The sequence below is a fragment of the Streptomyces sp. NPDC037054 genome, assembly GCF_055606745.1.
Window position 1 is genome coordinate 154,274 of sequence record NZ_JBVJSJ010000014.1, and the last position, 21,410, is coordinate 175,683.

Below are 21,410 nucleotides of genomic sequence, written 5' to 3' on the forward strand. Positions count from 1 at the left end.
GCGGGAGCCCCTCCGGCCGCGGCTCGGGGTGCTCTCGCGGCCGGAGGGGAGTCGCGGCTCAGCCGTCGAGTCGTACGACCCGGACGGCTCCCGCCGGGACCGCGAGGCGGCCCGCGGCGCGTTCACCGGTCAGCAGTTCGGTGCCGGAGGTCTCCAGCGGCACCTTCGCGTCGGCGGCGGTGTGGTTGATGACGAACAGGTAGGTGCCCGACTCGCCGGTGCGGCGGACCACTTCGACGTCCCGGGGCAGGTCGGCGCGCGGTGTGATGCGGGCGTCCTCTCCGGCCCAGCCGATCAGGGCGTCCAGGCCCTGGGCGCCGAGCCGGGTGGAGACGTACCAGGCGGTGCCCTCGCCGAGGCGGTGCCGGGTGACGGCGGGCCGGCCCGCGGTGAGGCCGTCGGCGTACGTCCACACGGTCTCGGCGCCCCGCGGCACGACGAACTCGGTCCACACGTCGGCGTCGAGCTCGGAGCCGTCCGGGCCGGTCAGGCGCACCCGCTCGCCCTGGAGCAGCGGCGAGAACTCCTCGACCGTGAGGCCGAGCACATCGCGCAGCGCGCCGGGGTGGGCGCCCTCGTGCACGCCGTCGTGCTCGTCGACGATGCCGGAGAAGTAGGACACGACGAGCGTGCCGCCGTTCTCGACGTACGCCGTGAGGTTGCGGCCGGCCGCCTCGGTCATCAGGTAGAGGGCCGGGACGACGACAAGGGGATAAGTCGTCAAGTCGGCTTCCGGGTGGGCGAAGTCGACGGTGAGGTGGCGGTCGTAGAGGGCCGCGTAGAAGGCGTCGGCGCGCTCGCGGGCGTCGTGGTCCTCGCTGGGGCGCCAGTCGAGGTTCTGCGCCCACCAGGAGTGCCAGTCCCACAGGACGGCCGCGTCGGCGGCGGTGCGGGTGCCGCGGATCTCCGTCAACGACTCGAGGGAGGCGCCGAGTTCGACGACCTCGCGCCACACGCGGGTGTCGGTGCCGCCGTGCGGGACCATCGCGGAGTGGAACTTCTCGGCGCCGCGCCGGGACTGGCGCCACTGGAAGAACATGGCGCCCTCGGAGCCGCGTGCCACGTGGGCGAGGGAGTTGCGGGCCATCTGGCCGGGTGCCTTGGCGGGGTTGCGGGGCTGCCAGTTGACGCCGGAGGTGGAGTGTTCGAGGAGCAGCCAGGGCGCGCCGCCGGCGACGGAGCGGGTGAGATCGGCGGCCATGGCGAGGTTGACGTGGGTGCGGCGGCCGTCGGTGATCAGGTAGTGGTCGTTGGTGACGAGGTCGACCTCGCGGCCCCAGGCCCAGTAGTCGACGGAGTCGCACTGGCTGAGCGCGGTCATGAAGTTGGTGGTGACGGGGACGCCGGGTGACAGGCGGTGCAGGATGTCGCGCTCCATCACGAAGTTCTCGCGCATGGTGGCGTCGGCGAACCGCTTGTAGTCCAGCGCCTGGGCCGGGTTGCCGACGGTCGGCGTGACGCGCGGCGGGTTGATCTGGTCCAGGTCCGCGTAGCGCTGGCCCCAGAAGGCCGTTCCCCAGGCGTCGTTGACGGCGTCGACGCCGCCGTAGGTGGCCGTCAGCCAGCGGCGGAAGTGGGCGGCGCAGGAGTCGCAGTAGCAGGCGGAGACGGGCACGCCGTACTCGTTGTGGACGTGCCACAGGGCGAGCGCGGGGTGGTCGCCGTAGCGCTCGGCGAGCCGGGTGGTGATGTTCGCGGCGGCGGCGCGGTAGTCGGCGTTGCTGTGGCAGATGGCCCCGCGGGAGCCGAACTCGTGGCGGACGCCCTCGGCGGTGACGGGCAGTGCCTCGGGGTGGGCGCGGTAGAACCAGGCGGGCGGCGCGACGGTCGGGGTGCCGAGGTCGACGCGGATGCCGCCGTCGTGCAGCAGGTCGAGGAGCCGGTCGAGCCAGCCGAAGTCGTACCGGCCGGGCTCGGGCTCCAGCAGGGCCCAGGAGAAGATCCCGACGCTCACCATCGTGACGCCGGCCTCGCGCATCAGCCGGACGTCCTCCTGCCAGACGCTTTCCGGCCACTGCTCGGGGTTGTAGTCCCCACCGAAGGCGAGCCCGGTGAGGCCCCTGGGGGTGGTGTCCGGCATCAAAGTCTCCCGGGTCATCGATCATTTTGGGAACGTGCACACACGTTACGGGTGGCGTGAGGCCAACATAACCGCACAGCAACAACCATTGACAAGTGTCCGGGATGTTTCTCTACTGTGAACGCTCACAGAAGCATGGCACGGTCTCCGCCACCGGCGGAGGCCCAGGTCAGGGGAGAGATCCATGCCGTACACGAAGCGCCGCCGCCTCGTGACTTCCGCCGTCGCCGTCGCGCTCGGCGCCACCACGCTCGCCGCCTGCGGCTCGTCCGAGGACGACGGCGAGGCCCGGTCGGGCCCCGTCACGCTCACGTACTGGTCCTGGGCGCCCGGCATGGACAAGGTCGTCGACCTGTGGAACAAGGGCCCGGGCAAGGAGGAGCAGATCACCGTCACGGTGAAGAAGCAGGCGTCCGGCGACACGCTGGTCACCAAGATCCTCACCGCGCACAAGGCGGGCAAGGCCCCCGACCTGGTGCAGGCCGAGTACCAGGCGCTGCCGACGCTGGTCAGCAACGACGCGCTCGCGGACATATCCGGTGAGGTCGGCGACGCGAAGGGCAAGTTCGCCGAGGGCGTCTGGCAGCAGACCACGCTCGGCACGGACGCGGTGTACGCGGTGCCGCAGGACATCGGGCCGATGATGTTCTACTACCGCGCCGACCTGTTCGAGGAGTACGGCCTGAAGGTGCCGACGACCTGGGACGAGTTCGCCGAGACCGCCCGCGCGCTGAAGAAGAAGGCCCCCGACAAGGACCTCACGACCTTCTCCGCGAACGACTCCGGTCTGTTCGCGGGTCTCGCCCAGCAGGCCGGCGCCCAGTGGTGGACGACCACCGGCGAGCAGTGGAAGGTCGGCATCGACGACGCGGCGACGCGGAAGGTCGCCGCGTTCTGGGGCGACCTCGTCGAGGAGGGCGCGGTCGACAACCAGCCCATGTACACCCCGGCCTGGAACAAGGCGCTCAACACCGGCAAGCAGATCGCCTGGGTCAGCGCCGTGTGGGCGCCGGGCACACTGACCACGGCCGCGCCCGACACCAAGGGCAAGTGGGCCATGGCCCCGCTCCCCCAGTGGTCCAAGGGCGAGAATCGCACGGGCAGTTGGGGCGGCTCCTCCACCGCGGTCACCACGGACTCCACGAACAAGGCGGCCGCCGCGAGGTTCGCCGCGTGGCTGAACACCGACGGCGACGCCCTCAACGCCCTCGCCAAGGAGAGCGGCATCTACCCGGCGTCCACGTCGGCGCAGCTCAGCGGAGCCTTCACCAAGCCGCCCGCCTACTTCTCCAACCAGCCGGACTTCTACACGCAGGCCGCCGAGATCGCGAAGACGACGGCGCCGTCCGCCTGGGGTCCGAACGTGAACGTCGCCTACACGTCCTTCAAGGACGCCTTCGGCGCCGCCGCGAAGAACAAGTCGGACTTCGGCGCCGCCCTCAGGACCATGCAGGAGGACACCGTCGCCGACCTGAAGAAGCAGGGCTTCGAGGTCGCTCCGTGAAATCCGCGGCACGCCGGGGAACGTACGGGGTCAAGGGGGCTCCGTACGCCTTCCTGATGCCGGCGACACTCCTCTTCGTCCTGTTCTTCGCACTGCCCATCGGCTACGCCGTGTGGCTCAGCTTCCGCAAGGTGAAGGTCTCCGGGCTCGGGCTCGGGTCCGGGGCCCGCTCGGAGGTCTGGGCCGGCGTGGAGAACTACACGGCCGCCCTCACCGACAGCGAACTGCTGGACGGCACGCTGCGCGTGCTCGGCTACGGCTGCATCGTCGTACCGGTGATGCTCGGCCTCGCCCTGCTGTTCGCGCTGATGCTCGACTCCGACGAGGTGCGGCTCGCCCCCTTCACCCGGCTCGCGATCTTCCTGCCGTACGCCGTCCCCGGTGTCGTGGCCGCGCTGCTGTGGGGCTTCCTGTACCTGCCGGACGTCAGCCCCTTCCACTACGCGCTCGACGGGCTCGGACTGCCGCAGCCGGACCTGCTGGACGGCGGTCCGCTGTATCTCGCCCTGTCGAACATCGCGGTCTGGGGCGGCACCGGCTTCAACATGATCGTCATCTACACCTCGCTCCAGGCCATCCCTGCCGAGGTGTACGAGGCGGCGAAGCTGGACGGCGCGACACCACTGCAGATCGCGCTGCGCATCAAGATCCCGATGGTGGCTCCCTCACTGGTGCTCACCTTCTTCTTCTCGATCATCGCGACGCTCCAGGTGTTCAACGAGCCGACCACCCTCAAGCCCCTCACCAACTCCGTGTCCACGACGTGGAGTCCGCTGATGAAGGTGTACCAGGACGCCTTCGGCAAGGGTGACATCCACGCGGCGGCGGCCGAGGCCACGCTCATCGCGCTCGCCACGCTGCTGCTGTCCTTCGGCTTCCTGCGGGCCGCGAACCGTCGCAACAAGCAGGAGGCAGCACGATGAGTTCTCTTGCCGTCCGCAAGGCGGAGCCCGCCGCGGGCACCACCCCCGGCACGGCGCAGGGTCCGCCGCGGCGCCGTGTGGCGCTGGTCCCGACGGTGACGCTGCTGATCGGCGCGCTGTACTGCCTGCTGCCCGTGGCGTGGGTGGTGATGGCGTCGACCAAGTCGGGGCGTGAGCTGTTCTCCACGTTCACGTTCCTGCCCGGCACCGGGTTCGCCGGGAACCTGTCCGACCTGAGTGCCTACCGGGACGGCGTGTACTGGCAGTGGATGGGCAACTCCGCCCTCTACGCGGTGCTCGGCGCGCTGCTGTCCACGGCCGTGTCGGCGTGCAGCGGCTACGCCCTGGCGACGTACCGCTTCCGCGGGCGCGAGACCATGTTCAACGTCCTGCTCGCGGGTGTGCTGATGCCGCCGGTGATCCTCGCGATCCCGCAGTACCTGCTGCTGGCGGAGGCCGACCTCACGGACTCCCACCTGTCCGTGCTGCTGCCGCAGATCCTCTCGCCGTACGGCGTCTACCTCGCGCGGATCTACGCGGCGGCGGCCGTGCCCGGCGACGTGGTGGAGGCGGCGCGGATGGACGGGGCGGGCGAGTGGCGGATCTTCACGCGGATCGCGCTGCCGATGATGGTCCCGGGACTGGTGACGGTGTTCCTGTTCCAGTTCGTGGCGGTGTGGAACAACTTCCTGCTGCCGTTCATCATGCTCAGCGACGACGAGAAGTTCCCGATCACGCTCGGTCTCTACACGCTGCTGGAGCAGGGCGCCAACACCCCGGCCCTGTACACCCTGGTGATCACGGGCGCTTTCCTCGCGGTGCTGCCGCTGGTCGCGCTGTTCCTCGTGGTCCAGCGGTTCTGGAGCCTGGATCTGCTGTCCGGGGCCGTAAAGTCATGACCATGAGCACCACGGGGGGCCGGAAGAAGCCACCGACGATCCACGACGTGGCGCGCGAGGCGGGCGTCTCGCGCGGCACGGTGTCACGCGTCCTCAACGGCGGCCACTACGTCAGTCCGGCCGCGCAGGAGGCGGTCAACGCCGCCATCCGCAAGACGGGTTACGTCGTCAACCGGCACGCCCGCTCGCTGATCACGGGCCGGTCGGACTCGGTGGGATTCCTGCTGACCGAGCCGCAGGAGCGGTTCTTCGAGGACCCCAACTTCAACGTCCTGCTGCGCGGTTGCACCCAGGCGCTGGCCGCGCACGACATCCCGCTGCTGCTGATGCTGGCCGGCACCAAGGACGAACGGCGGCGCATAACGCGCTACATCACGGCCGGGCACGTGGGCGGGGTGCTGCTGGTCTCCAGCCACTCGGGCGACCCGGTGGCCGAGCAGTTGCGCGAGGCGGGCGTGCCGCTCGTCGCGTGCGGCAAGCCGATCGGGCTGGGCTCGAAGGTGAGCTACGTGGCGGCGGACGACCGGGACGGCGCCCGCGACATGGTCCGTCACCTGCTGTCGACCGGCCGGCGCCGCATCGGCGTGGTCACCGGACCGCTGGACACCCCGGGCGGTGTCGAGCGCCTCGCCGGCTACAAGGAGGTGCTCGCCGAGGCCGGCATCGGGATCGACGAGCGGCTGATCGTGTCCGGCGACTACAGCCGGGCCAGCGGCGAGGCGGGCGGGGAGCGGCTGCTGGCGCAGGCGCCGGACGTGGACGCCGTGTTCGTGGCGTCCGACCTGATGGCGCAGGGCGTGCTGACGGCACTGGAGCGGGCCGGGCGGCGCGTGCCGCAGGACGTCGCCGTCGGCGGGTTCGACGACTCGCCGGCCGCGCTCGCGGCCCGCCCCGAGCTCACCACGATCCGGCAGCCCTGGGACCGCATCAGCACCGAGATGGTCCGGGTGCTGCTCGCCCAGATCGGCGGCGAGGAGGCCGCCGCGGTCATCCTGCCGACGGAACTGGTGAAGCGGGCGTCGACGTGACTTCCTGGGCGGCGTGACCTCCTGGGCGGCGTTGACCTCTGGGTCGGCCGGTGTGCCGCCACGGGAGCAACCGGTCAGTTTTCGAGAAGCCGTCCGGCACCGCCCCGTCCTAACGTGACAGCACGGCGCGCAACGGGCGCCGACCGCACCTCTCACGACAGGAGCACGCCATGACCGACGGCCTCAGGACGATCGTCTACCCCGTCAAGGACCTCGACCGCGCCAAGGCGGTGTTCGGCGCCCTGCTCGGCGTGGAGCCGTACGCGGACGAGCCGTACTACGTCGGTTACAAGGACGCCGGGCAGGACGTCGGCCTCGACCCCAACGGGCACGCGAAGGGCATGACGGGTCCCGTCCCCTACTGGCACGTGTCCGACATCGGGGCGACGCTGGACGCGCTGCTCGGCGCCGGCGCGCAGACGCTGCAGGACGTCCAGGAGGTGGGCGGCGGCAGGCGGATCGCCTCCGTGCGGGACGCGGACGGCAACCTGATCGGTCTCGTACAGGACACGGCGGCCTGATCCGGTCACGACCCCGCACACTTGGTAGTTGCACGGTAAATGATTCACCCGGGCGGTGTTACCGTGCAGGTATGGCAGTGGAGACGGCCGGTGCGCGGCTGGAGGAACGGTGGCGCGGCATCCTTGCGGCGCACGCGCGCACGATGTGCGAGATCGACCGGGTGCTCCACCCGCACGGGCTGGGTGCGAGCGACTTCGAGGTGCTCGACATTCTCGCGTCCGAGCCGCCGAAGACGGGCGCCCAGTGCCGCGTGCAGAACCTGGCCGGGCGCATCCACCTCAGTCAGAGCGCGCTGTCCCGCCTGATCGCCCGTCTGGAGAAGGACGGCCTGGTGGAGCGGTCCGTCTGTGAGGAGGACCGGCGCGGCGTGTGGGTCGCCCTGACCGCCAAGGGGCGTGACCTGCACGCACGGGTGCTGCCGCTCCAGCGCGCGGCTCTGGAGCGCACGCTGGGCGACGCGGTGCGCTGACGGCCCGTACCGCCGGCGACGTGGCGCCGACGGCGCCCGGGCGGCCCGTTCAGGGGCGCGCGAGCAGGGTGCGCACGCCCTCGGACGTCAGCGTGAGCCGGTGCGCGGAACTGCCGTCGATCGTCAGCGACAGGTCGTCGGCGGGCCACTGGGCGGCGAGTGCCCCGAGCGGCACCAGGCGGTAGCGCGAGACGAACGGCAGCAGCCCGGCCATCTCCAGCTCCGAGGTGAACACCGGGACCACCGACTCGCCGCCCGGCTCCTCCAGCACCGGCAGGGCCAGCGCGCCGGGGTCGGCCGCGTCCTCGTCGCTCGCGTCGTCCGGCACGGGCACGAGCACGTCGCTGCCCGCGAGGGTGTCCAGCGCCGTGCTGTCCTCGGTGTCCAGGGCGAGCGCGTCCAGGGCTCGCTGAGCGGGCGTGGTGTTGTTGTCGTTCGCGGGTATGTCCATGGCAGGTCCCCAGGTAGCAGCGGTCGTGCGGACCGCCCGGGCATGATCGTCGCCGGGTTCGGTCGTGCCTCGCGTACCCGTGCGGGCTCCGCGCAATCGTCTCCGGAGCGGCGGGTTCCGCGGGGCTCGCGGATCAGTTCCCCACGCCGGGCGGCGCGGCGACTCGCGCGCGCTTCAGCAGGGGAATCGGGGGACGGGAAATCCAAAGGTTCGCGCAAGGGTTCGCGCGGGTTCGCGCGGACCATTGACGGGCTGAATGTTACCGGTAACACTCATCGGGTGACCGAGCCCTCCCCCGCGCCGCCCGTCGCCCGCCCGCCGACGGTGGCGCGCATCCCGGCCTTCAGTCCCGCCGCCGTGGTGGCGTCCTGCGTGGGCTTCGTGCTCATCGGCGTCCTCCAGGCCCTGTACGGTCCGGCGCTGCCCGCGCTGCGGGAGGAGTTCGGCCTCAGCCCCTCGGCGGCCGGTCTCGCGCTCAGCGCCCACTTCGTCGGCGGGGTGGCCGGTGTGCTGCTCTTCGACCGGCTGCACGGACGGCTCGGCAACCGCCGGGTCCTCGGCGCCTCCTACCTGCTGATGGCGGCCGGCGCGGCCGGCTTCGCCCTGGCGCCGGCCTGGCCGCTCGCGCTGGTCATGGCGCTGGCGGCCGGGCTCGGCTTCGGCGGCGTCGACTACGGCCTCAACCAGCTGTTCGCCACCGGTTTCGGGCGGCGTTCGGCCGCCATGCTGAACATCCTCAACGCGCACTTCGGCGTGGGCGCGATCCTCGGCCCCGCCCTGATCGGCGTCGTCGGCGCGGAACACTACCCGGCGCTCTTCCTCGGCTTCGCCGTCCTCAACCTGCCGCTGCTGCTGTGCCTGCGGGGCGTGCGTGACCGGACACCCGCGCCGGAACCGGCCGGCACGAGCGGCGCCGGGGAGGGCGGGGACGGCGCCGGGGAGGTGAGGGAGGACGACGGGGAGCGCGGCGGGGTCCTCGCGCGCAGCCTCGGCTCGGTGCTCGCCGTGTTCGTCGCGCTGTACGTGCTGCACGTCGGCGTCGAGGCAGGCATCGGCGGCTGGGAGCCCACCCACCTGGAGGCCGTGGGCCACGGTGCCGGGGTCGCCGCCACCGCGACCTCCGCGTACTGGCTGATGATGACCGTCGGCCGCTTCCTGGTCGCGCCGCTCGCCCTGCGCTTCTCGGCGCAGGCCATCATGACCGTCTCCTGCGCCGGCCTGACGCTCAGCCTGCTGGCCGCCTCCGTACCGGAGTTGGCGCCGTACGCGTACGCCGGTGCCGGTCTGTTCATCGCGCCGCTGTTCCCGACGGGGCTGCCCTGGCTGCACCGGGCCGCGCCGCGCGCCCGGCGCGCCGGGGCGCTGGTCGTGGCCGCCTCCATGGTCGGCGGTGTCGCGGCCGGTCCGGCGCTCGGGCGGGCCATCGAGTGGGCCGGGGTCCGCGCGGTACCGCTCCTGCTGTGCGGCGCCTCGGCGCTGTGCCTGGCCGCGACGCTGTGGCTGATCCGCGGCACGAGACGCCACTGAACCATGAGGCCACCCGACCACCGCACCCGCGCCAACCGCCCGCCCACGAAGGGAATCTCCCGCATGTCCGCCCTGACCACGAGCGCCGACGGCTTCCTGCTGCGCGGCGAGCCGTTCCGGATCATCTCCGGCGCGATGCACTACTTCCGCGTCCACCCGGACCTGTGGGCCGACCGGCTGCGCAAGGCGCGGCTCATGGGGCTCAACACCGTCGAGACGTACGTGCCCTGGAACCTGCACCAGCCGGACCCCGACGGCCCGCTGGTCCTCGACGGTCTGCTCGACCTGCCCCGCTATCTGCGGCTCGCGGGCGAGGAAGGCCTTCACGTGCTGCTGCGGCCGGGCCCGTTCATCTGCGCCGAGTGGGACGGCGGCGGGCTGCCGGCCTGGCTCACCGCCGACCGGGACATCCGGCTGCGCAGCGGCGACCCGCGCTTCACCGCCGCCGTCGACCGCTACCTCGACCTGCTGCTGCCTCCGCTGCTGCCGCACTTCGCGGCGTCCGGCGGTCCGGTCGTCGCCGTGCAGGTGGAGAACGAGTACGGGGCGTACGGCGACGACGCGGCGTACCTCAAGCACCTCGCCGACGGCCTGCGTTCGCGCGGGGTCCAGGAGCTGCTGTTCACCTGCGACCAGGCCAACGCCGAACACCTCGCCGCCGGAAGCGTCCCGGGCGCCCTCGCCACCGGCACCTTCGGCAGCCGGATCGAGCAGTCCCTGGAACGGCTGCGCGCCCACGTCGGCGAAGGCCCGCTGATGTGCACCGAGTTCTGGGTCGGCTGGTTCGACCACTGGGGCGAGCCGCACCACACGCGGGACGGCGCCGACGCCGCCGCCGACCTCGACCGGCTGCTGTCGGCCGGGGCGTCCGTGAACATCTACATGTTCCACGGCGGCACCAACTTCGGCCTCACCAGCGGCGCCAACCACGATCACGCCTACGCGCCGGTCGTCACCTCGTACGACTACGACGCCCCGCTCACCGAATGGGGCGACCCGGGCCCGAAGTACCACGCCTTCCGCGAGGTGATCGCCCGGCACGCCGAGGTCCCCGACGAGCCGGTCCCCGCCCCGGGCGCCAAACTGCCGTACACGGAGGTCGAGTTGGACCACACGGCGCCGCTGCTGCCGCACGCCGGCGCGCTGTCCGAACCGGTGCGTGCCGAGGACCCGCTGACGATGGGCGACCTCGGCCAGCCGGCCGGACACGCCCTGTACCGCACGACCGTGCCCACGGCCGGCACCGGCCTGCTGCGCTTCGCGGGCGGCGTCGGCGACCGCGCCCAGGTGTTCGTCGACGGCGCCCCCGCGGGCGTCCTGGAGCGGGAGCGTCACGAGGAGACGCTGCCGGTCCGCGTCCCGCGCGCCGGGGCCGCGCTGGAGGTCCTGGTCGAGAACATGGGCGGCGTCAACTACGGGCCGCGGATCGGCGATCCGAAGGGTCTGCTCGGTCCCGTCTCGTTCGACGGCACCGTCCTGCGCGGCTGGGAGTGCCACCCGCTGCCCCTGGACACCCCGGGCGCGGTGCCGTTCGCGCCGGCCGCCGGGCGGGCGTCGGCCGAACCGGCCTTCCACCGGGGCACGTTCGAGGTGACCACGCCCGCCGACGCCTTCCTGTCCCTGCCGGGCTGGACGAAGGGCCAGGCCTGGCTCAACGGCTTCCACCTCGGCCGCTACTGGAACCGCGGCCCGCAGCGCGCCCTGTACGTCCCCGGTCCGGTGCTGCGCCCCGGGGGCAACGAGCTGGTCGTGCTGGAGCTGCACGGGACCACCGCGGCCCGTGCGCTGCTCACCGACAGGCCGGACCTGGGACCGGCGAAGGTCTGAACGCACGCCCGATACGACGGCCGGCGGGGCGGCGCACCGCTGCCCCGGCGTCCTATGCTGTGGTCCTGCCGGGCCGGCCGTGCCCGCCGTGAGCCCATCAAGGAAACACCCGTCATGACCCGAAGCGCCGACGAAGGTTCCGTCCCCCCGTGGCGCAGCAGACGCAACTTCGCCGGGTCGCGTCCCGTGATGGACGACGTGGCCCGGCTGGCGGGTGTGTCGAAGCAGACCGTGTCCCGGGTGCTGAACGACCACCCCGCCGTCCGCGCCACGACCCGCGAAGCGGTCCTGGAGGCGATGCGGACGCTCGGCTACCGGCCCAGCCGCAGCGCGAGGTCGCTGGCGAGCGGACGGACCCGGATGCTCGGCGTCCTCTCCTTCGACGCGGCCCGCTACGGTCCGGCCGCCATCCTCACGGCCGTCAACACGGCGGCGCAGCAAGCCGGTTACCTGATCAGCTCGATCGCCCTCGACACGGTCGACCACGACACGGTGGTGGAGGCGGTCGGGCGGCTGTCGGCCGAGGGCGCGGAGGGCGTGATCGCCATCGCCCCGCAGGTGTGGGTGGGCCGGGCACTGGCCGCGACGGGGCTGGGCGTTCCGCTGGTCGTCCTGGAGAGCCCGCTCGACGACGGCACGCCGCTGGTGACGGGTGACTCCCGCACGGGCGCCCGCAAGGCCACCGAGCACCTGCTGTCCCTCGGTCACCCGACCGTCCGGCACCTCGCGGGGCCGAGCGGCTGGACCCCCGCCGACCAGCGGCTGGCGAGCTGGCGGGCCACGCTGGAGGCCGCGGGCGCTGCCGTACCGGAGCCGCTCGTCGGGGACTGGAGCGCCGAATCGGGCTACGAGCTGGGCCGCCGCCTGGCCGCGGACCCGGACGTGACGGCGGTGTTCGTGTCCAACGACCAGATGGCCGTCGGCGTCCTGCACGCCCTGCACGAGGCGGGCCGGGCGGTCCCCGACGACGTCAGTGTCGTCGGCTACGACGACATCCCGGAGGCCGCCCACCTGCTGCCGCCGCTGACCAGCGTGCGCACCGACTTCGCCGAGATCGGCACGCGCTCCCTGCGGCTCCTGCTGCACCGGATCGACGCCGAGCGGGAGCCGGCGCCGACGTCGTCGCTCGTCCCGGTCGAACTCGTCGTGCGCCGCAGCACCGCTCCCCCGGCCGCCGCCCGCTGAGCCCCGCCGAGCGCGCGGGCAGCGGCGGGCGCGCCCGGTCCGGCATCACCTGCCCGGGTGCCCGGGTCCGGCGTCACCGGCCGTCCATGCGGCGCCGGTCCTGCTCGTCCCACTTCCGCGTGTCGCGGGGCTCGGCGTAGGGCTCGGCCTCGGGCGGGTGCCCGCCGGCGATCGCCCGCTGCCGCGCGGTCTCGGCGTCGAACTCCAGGCCCAGCAGGATGGCCAGGTTGCTGATCCACAGCCAGACCAGGAAGACGATCACGCCTGCCATCGTCCCGTACGTCTTGTTGTACGAGGCGAAGTTGGCGACGTAGAAGGCGAATCCCGCGGAGGCGATCAGCCAGATCACCAGGGCCAGGAAGCTGCCCGGTGTGATCCAGCGGAAGCCGCGCACCTTGGCGTTGGGCGTCGCCCAGTACAGGATCGCGATCATGATCGTCACGAGAATCACGAGGACGGGCCACTTGGCGATCGACCAGACCGTCAGCGCCGAGTCCCCGATGCCGAGCGTCGTGCCGACCTGGCGGGCCAGGGAGCCGGTGAAGACGACGATCAGCGCGCTGACGACCGCGAGGACCATCAGCACGACGGTGACGGCGACCCGCACGGGAAGGACCTTCCACACGGGGCGGCCCTCCGGCACGTCGTACACCGCGTTGGCCGTGCGGATGAACGCGGCGACGTAGCCGGACGCCGACCAGATCGCCAGCACCAGGCCGACGATCGCCATGATCGAGCCGGTGCCGCTGCTGCCCTGGAGCTGTTCGACGGCCCGGGTGATGATGTCGCGGGCCGCGCCGGGGGCGAGCTTGTTGACGTTCTCCAGCACCTTGTCGGTGGCGGACCTGCCGACGATGCCGAGCAGCGACACGAGCACCAGCAGCGCCGGGAACAGCGACAGCACGCCGTAGTAGGTGAGGGCGGCGGCGCGGTCGGTGAGCTCGTCGTCCTTGAACTCCCTCAGGCTGCCCTTGAGCACCGCCCCCCAGGACCGCTTCGGCAGGTCCGTCGGGGTGTCCGGTGCCGCACGTTCCACCCGGTCGTCCGGCCCGTAGCGGGGCTCGGACTCGTCGTGGGTGTGTTGCCTGTGTCCCAGTTTCGAAAGTCGACTCATGGGTGCCGAGTGACCGCCTGGCCCCGTCCCACTCGCGCCGGACGGCAGGTCGCGCCGGACGGTCACCCGGCACCCGGATCAGGCGGTGCGCTCCACGGGGATCCACAGTTCCGCGTCGGCGTGCGCGCCGTCCCGCGAGATCTCGGCGCGCATGATCTCCGGTCCCGGCCTGCTGCGGTAGGGGTGCGACGGGAACCACTGGGTGAACACGTCGCGCCACAGGTACTGCACGGCCTCCGGCAGGGGGCCCGAGCTCTCGAACACGGCCCAGGCGCCCGCCGGTACGGTCAGGACGTCCATGCCCTCGGGGGCGTCGGCGCCGGTGACGACCCCGTGGTAGTAGTCGAGCTCGGTGCCCTCCGCGCGGCTCTCGTCCAGGTTGACGCTCGCGCTCAGCAGCCCGGCGGGTTCCTGGTCCGAGAGCCGCGCCAGCCGCTCCAGCGTCTCCTTGCCGATGCTCCGCACGAACGCGACGATCGCCGGGTTCATGCCCTCGTGGACCAGCGGCACCCGCGCCTTCCTGCCCACGACTCGGAACTCTTCCTTCTCCACGACCCGGTACCGCATGCCGGTACTCCCTTCGACGACGAGCCGGAAGGACATCCGGGGCTGTGCGTGCAGCGTGGCTCCGCCGCGCCTGGCCTCGCCCGGGCCGACCCCGTGCATGGCACGGAAGGCACGCGCGAAGGCCTCCCCCGAGCCGTAGCCGTGGCGCACGGCGATGTCGAGCAGCGTCCGCCGCCCGTCGAGCACCTCCGCGCCGGCGACGGTGAGCCGCCGGCGGCGGACGTACTCGGACAGCGGCATGCCCGCCAGTGCCGAGAACATCCGGCGGAAGTGGTACTCCGACGTGACGGCGATGCGCGCCAGTTCGGCGGCGTCGACGGTCCCGTCGAGGTGCTCCTCGATGTACGCCATGGCCTCGTTCAGCCGGTCCAGCACCCCGGTCTCCTTCCCTTACGACGCCTCACGCTACGGAGGGGCCGCGGGGCCGGACCCGACCTTCCGTGCCCGGTTCGGTCGGGTCCGGCCGGGGTGCCGCGGACGCGCTGCGGGGTCAGCAGCCGCCGCAGTTGTAGTACGTCACGTCCCAGTGGTTGCCCTCGTCGGCGTAGATGTTGCCCGAGCCGGACCGCCACTGCGGGGCGCCGTCGCCGCGCACGCCGATGTAGGTGAACGTGTTCTTGATGTAGTTCCCGATGCAGGTGTACTTGCTGTAGTCGAGCTTGTAGCCGTTCCAGTGCGAGTACGTGCCGCCGGCGTGGCCCGTCTCGGTGCCGCCGGTGATGTTCAGCGCGCAGCCGCTGGCCCGCTTCAGGGTCTGGGCGCCCTGGGCGGAGGCGAGGTTGAGCTGCTCGAAGGACGTACAGGTCGGGTTGTTGCGGTCGGAGCAGCCGCCGGAGGACGACCAGGTGATGCCGACCTGGCGGAACATGGAGGTCGCGGTGGAGTGGCTGATCTTGGTGACGGCGAACGCGTCGCCGGCGCCGCCCACCACGACGACGCCGGGTGCGACGACGAGGGCGAGGGCGGTCAGGACCGAGCGGATCCTCGCGCGCTTCCGGGTCTTCGGAGACGGCGAGGCCTCGAGGGCCGTGTGAGGCTTCTGAGCCTTCATGCGGAGCCTTCCTGCGATGAAACCTGTGGGGTGGCTGTGCAGGTGGTGCTGTCGTGCAGGGAGATGGTGCCCGAGCTCTACGCGCGTCCACCAGAGGACAAAATGGGTCATGTTTTGCGTGTTTCGCCCTGTTTCTCCTGGTGCACCCGGGACGTGTCGGACATGGAAGGAGCGACGATCCATGATCACCAGAGAACAGATCCCCGCGGTGCTCGATCACCCGGTGTACGACGCCGACGGCAACAAGATCGGAGAGGCGAAGCACGTCTTCCTCGACGACGCGACCGGCCGTCCTGAGTGGGTGACGGTGAAAACGGGCCTGTTCGGGACGAGCGAGTCGTTCGTGCCGATCCGGGAGGCAGCCCTCGTACAGGACCACCTCGAGGTGCCCTACCCGAAGAACAAGATCAAGGACGCCCCGCACGTGGACGTCGACGGGGGCGGCCACCTGTCCGAGGACGAGGAGCACCGCCTGTACGACTACTACGGCATCGACTGGGACGACGCCTGGCAGCGGGCCAACCGGCCCGGCGAGGGCGGCTGGGCCCACTCCGGCGGGGAGGGCACGGGCACGGCGGGCGCGGCAGGAGCCGCGGGTGCCGCCGGAGCCGCGGGCGCGGCCGGACACGCCGCGCGCGGCAGGACCGGCGACCGCACCAAGGCCGACACCGGCATGACCGGACGCACCGGAACGGGCGACCGCACGACAGCCGGCACGGGCACGGGCACGGGCACGGGCATGACCGGACGCGCGGGCACGGGCGACCGCACCGCGGCCGGCACCGGCATGACCGCGGGCGACCGGGCCGAGACGCGGGCCCGGGGTGGCATGGGTGAACGCACCGGGGCCGGCGAGCGCAAGGGCATGCGCGAGGACAACGCCATGACGCGCTCCGAGGAGCGCATGAAGGTCGGCGTCGAGCGCCACGAGTCCGGACGCGCCAGGCTGCGCAAGTACGTGGTCACCGAGGAGGTCGAGCAGACCGTTCCGATACGCCGGGAGGAAGTCCGCGTCGAGCGCGAGCCGATCACGGAGGCCAACCGTGACGCCGCCCTGTCCGGCGAGCCCATCTCCGAGGCCGAGCACGAGGTCACGCTGCACGAGGAGCGCCCGGTCGTCGAGACCGAGACCGTTCCGGTGGAGCGGGTGCGCCTGACGACCGAGGAGCACGTCGAGCAGCAGACCGTACGCGGCCGGGTCCGCAAGGAGCGGATCGACACCGAGATCGACGAAGGAGGCGAGCCCCGCAAGAAGTGACACGACAACAGTCACCACGTCCTTTCCGGGCCGCGCACGCGGCCCGGAATCGCGTGAAAATACGCTCTCACTTCCTTTCCGGGACTCGCAGTTGACTTAAAACCACTCACTCCTTCGAGGACTGGCCCCACCGAAGAAACGGTAATCCTCGCGCAGTTGACCGAACGCGCGCAGAACTGCCGTCACCAGGCCTTTGTGCGCCGCGGCGAATGCACGGCGCACCTCTTACCACGAGGGGCGTTCGGGGCGGCGACTTCGGGACGAAATCGCGTTTGGGCGTGACGATGTTCCAGGTCAGAACTCGGTGCGCAGCAGGATGACTAGCATGAGCGCATACCCGGTCCGGAAGACCGCCGTCATTTTGTCGGCGGTCTTCCTGGCCTGCGACCGCCGTATGCCGGTCGACCCGATTCTCCTGCTCTCAAGGACCGAGGGACCGCGGAATGTCAGTGCCTGCACCGCCCAGTCAGCACCGGTCAGCGAAGGCTCACAAGCCCTCACCGGCCGTACCCCTGGCCGTGCTGGTGGTGAGTGCCGCGGCCGCCGGCGCGGTGGCCCTGGCGGCGCCCGCCGACACCCGGCCCTGGGCACCGGCCACGGCCCTGGGCGGCTGGCTCTGCCTCGCCGTCACCGTCGTGGTCAGCACCCTGCTGATCCGGCGCGCCCGCCGGTCCGCGGCGCGGCAGTTCGCCGAGGTCGGCCAGTTCAAGGCCCAGTCCGGGCAGTTGTCGGCGGAGACCGCGCACCTGGTGAACGTCACGCTGCCCGCCGTCGTCAAGCGGCTGCGGGACGGCGCAGGCGCAAGTGACACCCTGACGACAGTGACACCGCCGTCCGACCCGCAGCTGCGGCAGGTCGTGCACACCTTCGCCTCCGTCGTCGAGGAGGCCGTGCAGCACGCGGCCGCGCTGGACGCCGAACGCCGCCAGGCCCGCGAGGAGTTGAACGAGGCGGCGGCGGAGCTGGAGCGGCTCACGCACGAGACCCTGCCCGCCGGGGTGGCCAAGCTCCGCGACGGCCAGTCGGCCGACACCGTGCTCGCCGAACTGGACTGGCCCCGCCTGCCGTTGCTGCGCGTGCCTGCCGAATCGTTCGTGCGTGAGATCGCCCTCAGCGAGCGGCGCGCGGCAGCGGCGCAGGCCGCCTCCGCGAAGGCGCTCAGCCGCGTGCAGGCGAAGGCCGTCAGCATGCTCGCCGACCTCAGGGAGATGCAGGAACGGCACGGCGAGGAGGTCTTCGGTGATCTGCTCAAGCTGGACCACAGCACCTCGCAGCTGGGCCTGATGACGGACCGGCTGGCGCTGCTCATGGGCGGCCGGTCGAGCCGCGCCTGGAACAAGCCGATCGTGATGGAGAGCATCCTGCGCGGCGCGGTCGGCCGGATCGCCGCCTACCAGCGGGTGCGGCTGCACTGTTCGACGAGCGCCGCGATCTCCGGCTTCGCCGCGGAAGGCCTGATGCATCTGCTCGCCGAGCTGATGGACAACGCCGCCAACTTCTCGCCGCCGATCGACGAGGTCCACGTCTACGTCGAGGAGCGCAGCGCCGGCATCGTCATCACCATCGAGGACAGCGGCCTGAAGATGGCCGACGCGGCCATGCGGCGCGCCGAGCAGGCGGTGTCGGGCCGCATGACCGACCTGGCCTCCCTCCAGGGCACGCGGCTGGGTCTGGCGGTCGTCGGGCGGCTCGCCGTCAAGTACGGCCTCAGCGTCAACTACCGGCCGTCGTCGCGGGGTGGCACGGGCGTCGTCGTCCTCGTACCGCCGCAGTTGCTGGCCCAGCAGCGCGACCCGGCGCCGACGGCGGGCCGGCCGGCCGTGGCGGCGCCCGCGCCGGGGCCCGCGCCCGCCGTCCCCGCCACTGCCGTCGCGCCCGAGCCGCCCGCTGCGCCGGCGGTGCCCGCCCCGGCCTCGCGTCCGGCTCCCGTGGAACGGCCCGCCGCCCGCGTGGAACTGCCCGAGCAGGGCGGAGCGCACCGGCGCCCGCGCGGATCCACCCCGAACGGCCTGCCGGTCCGTACGCCCGGTCGCACGATGGCCGAGGCCGAACGCGAGCGCGAGCAGCGCCGGGACACGGACGCCGGTCCCGCGCGGGACGCCACGCCGGACCCCGGCGGTTCCCCGGCGCGTGACGCGGGCTCCCGCTTCGGCGCCTTCCACCGCGGACGCCGGTCCGGCGGCGCCACCGGTCCGGACGCCCGGCCCGCATCCGACCCCGAGCCGCCGGCAGCGCCGTAGGCCACGTCCTTCCCGCACGGCGCCCGGGGTCCTGGCGCCCACTCCCCCCGCTTGAGCACGTGAGATTGGAGGAACGGGCCGGTGACCGGTCAGCCGGGCACCACCGTCCCATCACCCACCATGCAGACCACCGACAACAGCCTCACCTGGCTTCTGCAGAGCCTTCTGGAGCGCACCCCCGGCACGCGGCACGCCCTGGTCCTGTCCCGGGACGGCCTGAAGCTGTGCTGGACCGAACACCTGTCGCTCGACCAGGCCGACCAGCTGGCGGCGATCTGCTCCGGTATCCAGGCCCTCGCGCAGGGCGCCTCCGTCGAGTTCGGCGACGGGACCGGCGGCGTGCGGCACTCCATGACCGAATTCCACGGCGGCCTGCTGTTCATCGTGGAGGCCGGTCAGGGCGCGCACCTCGCCGTCGTCGCCGAGGAGGACGCCGACCCCGGCGTCGTCGGCCATCAGATGACCGAGCTGGTCGAGCAGATCGGGGAGCATCTGCGGGCGGAGCCACGCCAGCCCGTCCCGGGGAGTGCCGCCTCGTGACGCGCAGGCCCGTGGACACCGGTGATCCCGACCGGCTCTACACGGTCACGGGCGGACGCAGCCGTGCCGACGACGCGTTCGACCTGGTCACCCTCGTCGTCAGCGAGTGCGAACCCACGGCCGGCATGCAGTCGGAGCACGCCCGGATCCTCGAGCTGTGCCGGCATCCGGCGGCCGTGGTGGAGATCGCCGCGGAGCTGAAGCTGCCGATCACGGTGGTGCGCATCCTGCTCGGCGACCTGCTCGCCACGGGCCGTATCACCGCCCGCCACCCGCGCGCGGCGCAGTCCGTCGCCTCGCTCCCCGATACCGCCCTTCTCAAGGAGGTGCTCCATGGGCTCCGCAACCTCTGAGCTCCCCTCCCACCGCACGCCCCTGGACGACGCCGCGGAGACCGGTCTGAAGATCGTCGTCGTGGGCGGCTTCGGAGTCGGCAAGACGACGCTGGTCCGCTCGGTCAGCGAGATCCGGCCGCTCAACACCGAGGAGGTGATGACGCAGGCGGGTGTCGGTGTGGACGAGACGAGCGGGGTGGCGGGGAAGACGACCACCACGGTGGCGTTCGACTTCGGCCGGATCAGCCTCAACGAGCGCATGGTGCTGTACTTGTTCGGCGCGCCCGGCCAGGAGCGGTTCTGGTTCCTGTGGGACCGGCTGTTCTCCGGCACCCTCGGCGCGGTGGTCCTCGTCGACACGCGCCGCATGGACGACTCCTGGTACGCGATAGACAGGCTGGAGCACCACCGGACGCCGTTCGTCGTCGCCGTGAACCGCTTCGACGACGACACCAGCAGGTACTCCCTGGACGAGATCCGGCACGCGCTCGCCCTGCCCGAGCACGTGCCGCTCATCGACTGCGACGCGCGGGTCAGGCAGTCCGGGAAGGACGTGCTGATCACGCTCGTGGACCACCTCTACGAACTGGCCCTGGCCCAGGAGACGACACCGTGACCGACACCGGATCCCCTTCCGCCGACGCGGCTGCCCCTGGCTGCCCCGCCCATGCGGGCGCGGTGCGCCTGGGCGGCCTCGAGTACCAGCAGACGCCGTCGCAGCTGTACCGGGCGCTGCGCCGGGAGCACGGCGCGGTCGCCCCCGTGCTGCTCGACGGCGACATCCCCGCCTGGCTGGTGCTCGGCTACTCCGAGGTCAGTTACGTGACCAGCCACGACGAGCTGTTCGCGCGGGACTCGCGCCGCTGGAACCAGTGGCCGAACATCCCCCCGGACTGGCCGCTGCTGCCGTTCGTCGGATACCAGCCGTCGGTGCTGTTCACCGAGGGCGAGGAGCACCGGCGGCGGGCCGGGGTGATCACCGAGGCGCTGGAGGGCATCGACCAGTTCGAGCTGGGCCGGGACTGCCAGAACATCGCCGACCAGCTCATCGCGGCCTTCGCGGGCAGCGGCCAGGCGGAGTTGATGAGCGCGTACGCGCACGCCCTGCCGATGCGTGCCGCGGTCCAGATGTGCGGGATGCCGCACTCCGGCACGGACACCCAGCAGCTCGTGGACGACCTGCGGATCTCGCTGGACGCGGCGGAGGGCGACGACCCGGTGGCCGCGTACGGGAGGGTCGGCGCGCGGCTCACGCAGTTGGTGAAGGAGAAGCGGGAGCGGCCCGGCCCGGACGTGACCTCGCGGATGCTGCTGCACCCGGCGGGGCTGACCGACGAGGAGATCGTCCAGGACCTCGTCTCGATCATCGCGGCGGCGCAGCAGCCGACGGCGAACTGGATCTGCAACACGCTGCGTCTGCTGCTGACCGACGAGCGGTTCGCGCTGAACGTGTCGGGCGGCCGGCTGAGTGTGGGCGAGGCACTGAACGAGGTGCTGTGGCTGGACACTCCGACGCAGAACTTCATCGGCCGCTGGGCGGTGCGCGACACCCAGCTCGGCGGGCGGCAGATCCGGGCCGGTGACTGCCTGGTGCTGGGGCTCGCCGCGGCCAACACGGATCCGCAGATCTGGCCGGAGGCGCACGTCGGCGCGGAGAACTCCGCCCACCTGTCGTTCAGCAACGGCGAGCACCGCTGCCCGTATCCGGCGCCGCTGCTGGCCGACGTCATCGCGCGGACGGCCGTGGAGACGCTGCTGGAGCGGCTGCCGGACCTCGTACTGGCGGTGGACCCCGAGGAGTTGACGTGGCGTCCGTCGATCTGGATGCGCGGACTGACGGCGCTGCCGGTGGAGTTCACTCCCGTGGTGCAGTGACCTTCGTGGGCGGGC

General features: G+C 72.0%; 20 protein-coding genes. 15 read left to right on the forward strand and 5 right to left on the reverse strand.

Annotation, left to right across the window (positions count from 1 at the left end; translation table 11 throughout):
* Positions 1 to 58: 58 nt before the first annotated feature.
* A complete protein-coding gene (locus tag ACZ7D7_RS29005) occupies positions 59 to 2,080 on the reverse strand; it encodes a beta-galactosidase (RefSeq protein WP_470828099.1) in 2,022 nt (673 codons plus the stop codon).
* A 184-nt stretch (positions 2,081 to 2,264) separates the two neighbouring features.
* Between ACZ7D7_RS29005 and ACZ7D7_RS29010 the strand changes: the two genes are divergently transcribed.
* The 6 genes from ACZ7D7_RS29010 to ACZ7D7_RS29035 all read left to right on the forward strand — a co-directional run bounded on the left by ACZ7D7_RS29010 (position 2,265) and on the right by ACZ7D7_RS29035 (position 7,425).
* Positions 2,265 to 3,584, forward strand: coding sequence for an ABC transporter substrate-binding protein (locus ACZ7D7_RS29010; protein WP_470828101.1), 1,320 nt, complete (start codon positions 2,265 to 2,267; stop codon positions 3,582 to 3,584).
* 56 nt (positions 3,585 to 3,640) lie between these two features.
* Complete coding sequence (locus tag ACZ7D7_RS29015) at positions 3,641 to 4,507, forward strand: carbohydrate ABC transporter permease (RefSeq protein WP_470828102.1); 867 nt, start codon at positions 3,641 to 3,643, stop codon at positions 4,505 to 4,507.
* Positions 4,504 to 5,406, forward strand: coding sequence for a carbohydrate ABC transporter permease (locus tag ACZ7D7_RS29020; protein ID WP_470828103.1), 903 nt, complete (start codon positions 4,504 to 4,506; stop codon positions 5,404 to 5,406). Before ACZ7D7_RS29015 ends, ACZ7D7_RS29020 begins: the two co-directional genes overlap by 4 nt.
* A complete protein-coding gene (locus ACZ7D7_RS29025) occupies positions 5,403 to 6,434 on the forward strand; it encodes a LacI family DNA-binding transcriptional regulator (protein WP_470828105.1) in 1,032 nt (343 codons plus the stop codon). Before ACZ7D7_RS29020 ends, ACZ7D7_RS29025 begins: the two co-directional genes overlap by 4 nt.
* Positions 6,435 to 6,604: 170 nt before the next feature.
* A complete protein-coding gene (locus ACZ7D7_RS29030; protein ID WP_470828107.1) occupies positions 6,605 to 6,955 on the forward strand; it encodes a VOC family protein in 351 nt (116 codons plus the stop codon).
* Positions 6,956 to 7,026: 71 nt separating this feature from the next.
* Positions 7,027 to 7,425: a MarR family winged helix-turn-helix transcriptional regulator gene (locus ACZ7D7_RS29035; RefSeq protein WP_470828108.1), complete on the forward strand. Its 399-nt coding sequence runs from the start codon at positions 7,027 to 7,029 to the stop codon at positions 7,423 to 7,425.
* 49 nt (positions 7,426 to 7,474) lie between these two features.
* Here the strand turns inward: ACZ7D7_RS29035 and ACZ7D7_RS29040 are convergent, their stop codons facing one another.
* On the reverse strand, positions 7,475 to 7,876 hold the full coding sequence (locus tag ACZ7D7_RS29040; RefSeq protein ID WP_470828110.1) for an SseB family protein: 402 nt from the start codon (positions 7,874 to 7,876) through the stop codon (positions 7,475 to 7,477).
* Positions 7,877 to 8,155: 279 nt separating this feature from the next.
* Here ACZ7D7_RS29040 and ACZ7D7_RS29045 point away from each other — a divergent pair, with 279 nt between their 5' ends.
* From ACZ7D7_RS29045 to ACZ7D7_RS29055, 3 genes are all read left to right on the forward strand, one after another.
* Positions 8,156 to 9,403, forward strand: a complete 1,248-nt coding sequence (locus ACZ7D7_RS29045; RefSeq protein WP_470828111.1) for an MFS transporter — start codon at positions 8,156 to 8,158, stop codon at positions 9,401 to 9,403.
* A gap of 63 nt (positions 9,404 to 9,466) precedes the next feature.
* Positions 9,467 to 11,230: a glycoside hydrolase family 35 protein gene (locus ACZ7D7_RS29050; protein WP_470828112.1), complete on the forward strand. Its 1,764-nt coding sequence runs from the start codon at positions 9,467 to 9,469 to the stop codon at positions 11,228 to 11,230.
* Positions 11,231 to 11,344: 114 nt separating this feature from the next.
* Entirely contained in the window at positions 11,345 to 12,415 is a 1,071-nt protein-coding gene (locus tag ACZ7D7_RS29055) for a LacI family DNA-binding transcriptional regulator (RefSeq protein ID WP_470828113.1), read from the forward strand.
* 73 nt (positions 12,416 to 12,488) lie between these two features.
* Here the strand turns inward: ACZ7D7_RS29055 and ACZ7D7_RS29060 are convergent, their stop codons facing one another.
* The 3 genes from ACZ7D7_RS29060 to ACZ7D7_RS29070 all read right to left on the reverse strand — a co-directional run bounded on the left by ACZ7D7_RS29060 (position 12,489) and on the right by ACZ7D7_RS29070 (position 15,147).
* On the reverse strand, positions 12,489 to 13,529 hold the full coding sequence (locus ACZ7D7_RS29060; protein ID WP_470828115.1) for a YihY/virulence factor BrkB family protein: 1,041 nt from the start codon (positions 13,527 to 13,529) through the stop codon (positions 12,489 to 12,491).
* Positions 13,530 to 13,607: 78 nt separating this feature from the next.
* Entirely contained in the window at positions 13,608 to 14,471 is an 864-nt protein-coding gene (locus ACZ7D7_RS29065; protein ID WP_470828117.1) for an AraC family transcriptional regulator, read from the reverse strand.
* Between the two features lie 115 nt (positions 14,472 to 14,586).
* Entirely contained in the window at positions 14,587 to 15,147 is a 561-nt protein-coding gene (locus ACZ7D7_RS29070; RefSeq protein ID WP_470828118.1) for a hypothetical protein, read from the reverse strand.
* Between the two features lie 181 nt (positions 15,148 to 15,328).
* Here ACZ7D7_RS29070 and ACZ7D7_RS29075 point away from each other — a divergent pair, with 181 nt between their 5' ends.
* From ACZ7D7_RS29075 to ACZ7D7_RS29100, 6 genes are all read left to right on the forward strand, one after another.
* Positions 15,329 to 16,405, forward strand: a complete 1,077-nt coding sequence (locus tag ACZ7D7_RS29075) for a PRC and DUF2382 domain-containing protein (RefSeq protein WP_470828119.1) — start codon at positions 15,329 to 15,331, stop codon at positions 16,403 to 16,405.
* A gap of 443 nt (positions 16,406 to 16,848) precedes the next feature.
* On the forward strand, positions 16,849 to 18,645 hold the full coding sequence (locus tag ACZ7D7_RS29080) for a sensor histidine kinase (RefSeq protein WP_470828121.1): 1,797 nt from the start codon (positions 16,849 to 16,851) through the stop codon (positions 18,643 to 18,645).
* A gap of 81 nt (positions 18,646 to 18,726) precedes the next feature.
* Positions 18,727 to 19,185, forward strand: a complete 459-nt coding sequence (locus tag ACZ7D7_RS29085; protein WP_470828122.1) for a roadblock/LC7 domain-containing protein — start codon at positions 18,727 to 18,729, stop codon at positions 19,183 to 19,185.
* Positions 19,182 to 19,538: a DUF742 domain-containing protein gene (locus tag ACZ7D7_RS29090; RefSeq protein WP_470828123.1), complete on the forward strand. Its 357-nt coding sequence runs from the start codon at positions 19,182 to 19,184 to the stop codon at positions 19,536 to 19,538. Before ACZ7D7_RS29085 ends, ACZ7D7_RS29090 begins: the two co-directional genes overlap by 4 nt.
* Entirely contained in the window at positions 19,519 to 20,136 is a 618-nt protein-coding gene (locus ACZ7D7_RS29095) for a GTP-binding protein (RefSeq protein ID WP_470828125.1), read from the forward strand. Before ACZ7D7_RS29090 ends, ACZ7D7_RS29095 begins: the two co-directional genes overlap by 20 nt.
* Positions 20,133 to 21,395, forward strand: coding sequence for a cytochrome P450 (locus tag ACZ7D7_RS29100; protein ID WP_470828127.1), 1,263 nt, complete (start codon positions 20,133 to 20,135; stop codon positions 21,393 to 21,395). The genes ACZ7D7_RS29095 and ACZ7D7_RS29100 overlap by 4 nt, the downstream gene beginning before the upstream one ends.
* The last annotated feature ends 15 nt before the right edge of the window (positions 21,396 to 21,410 follow it).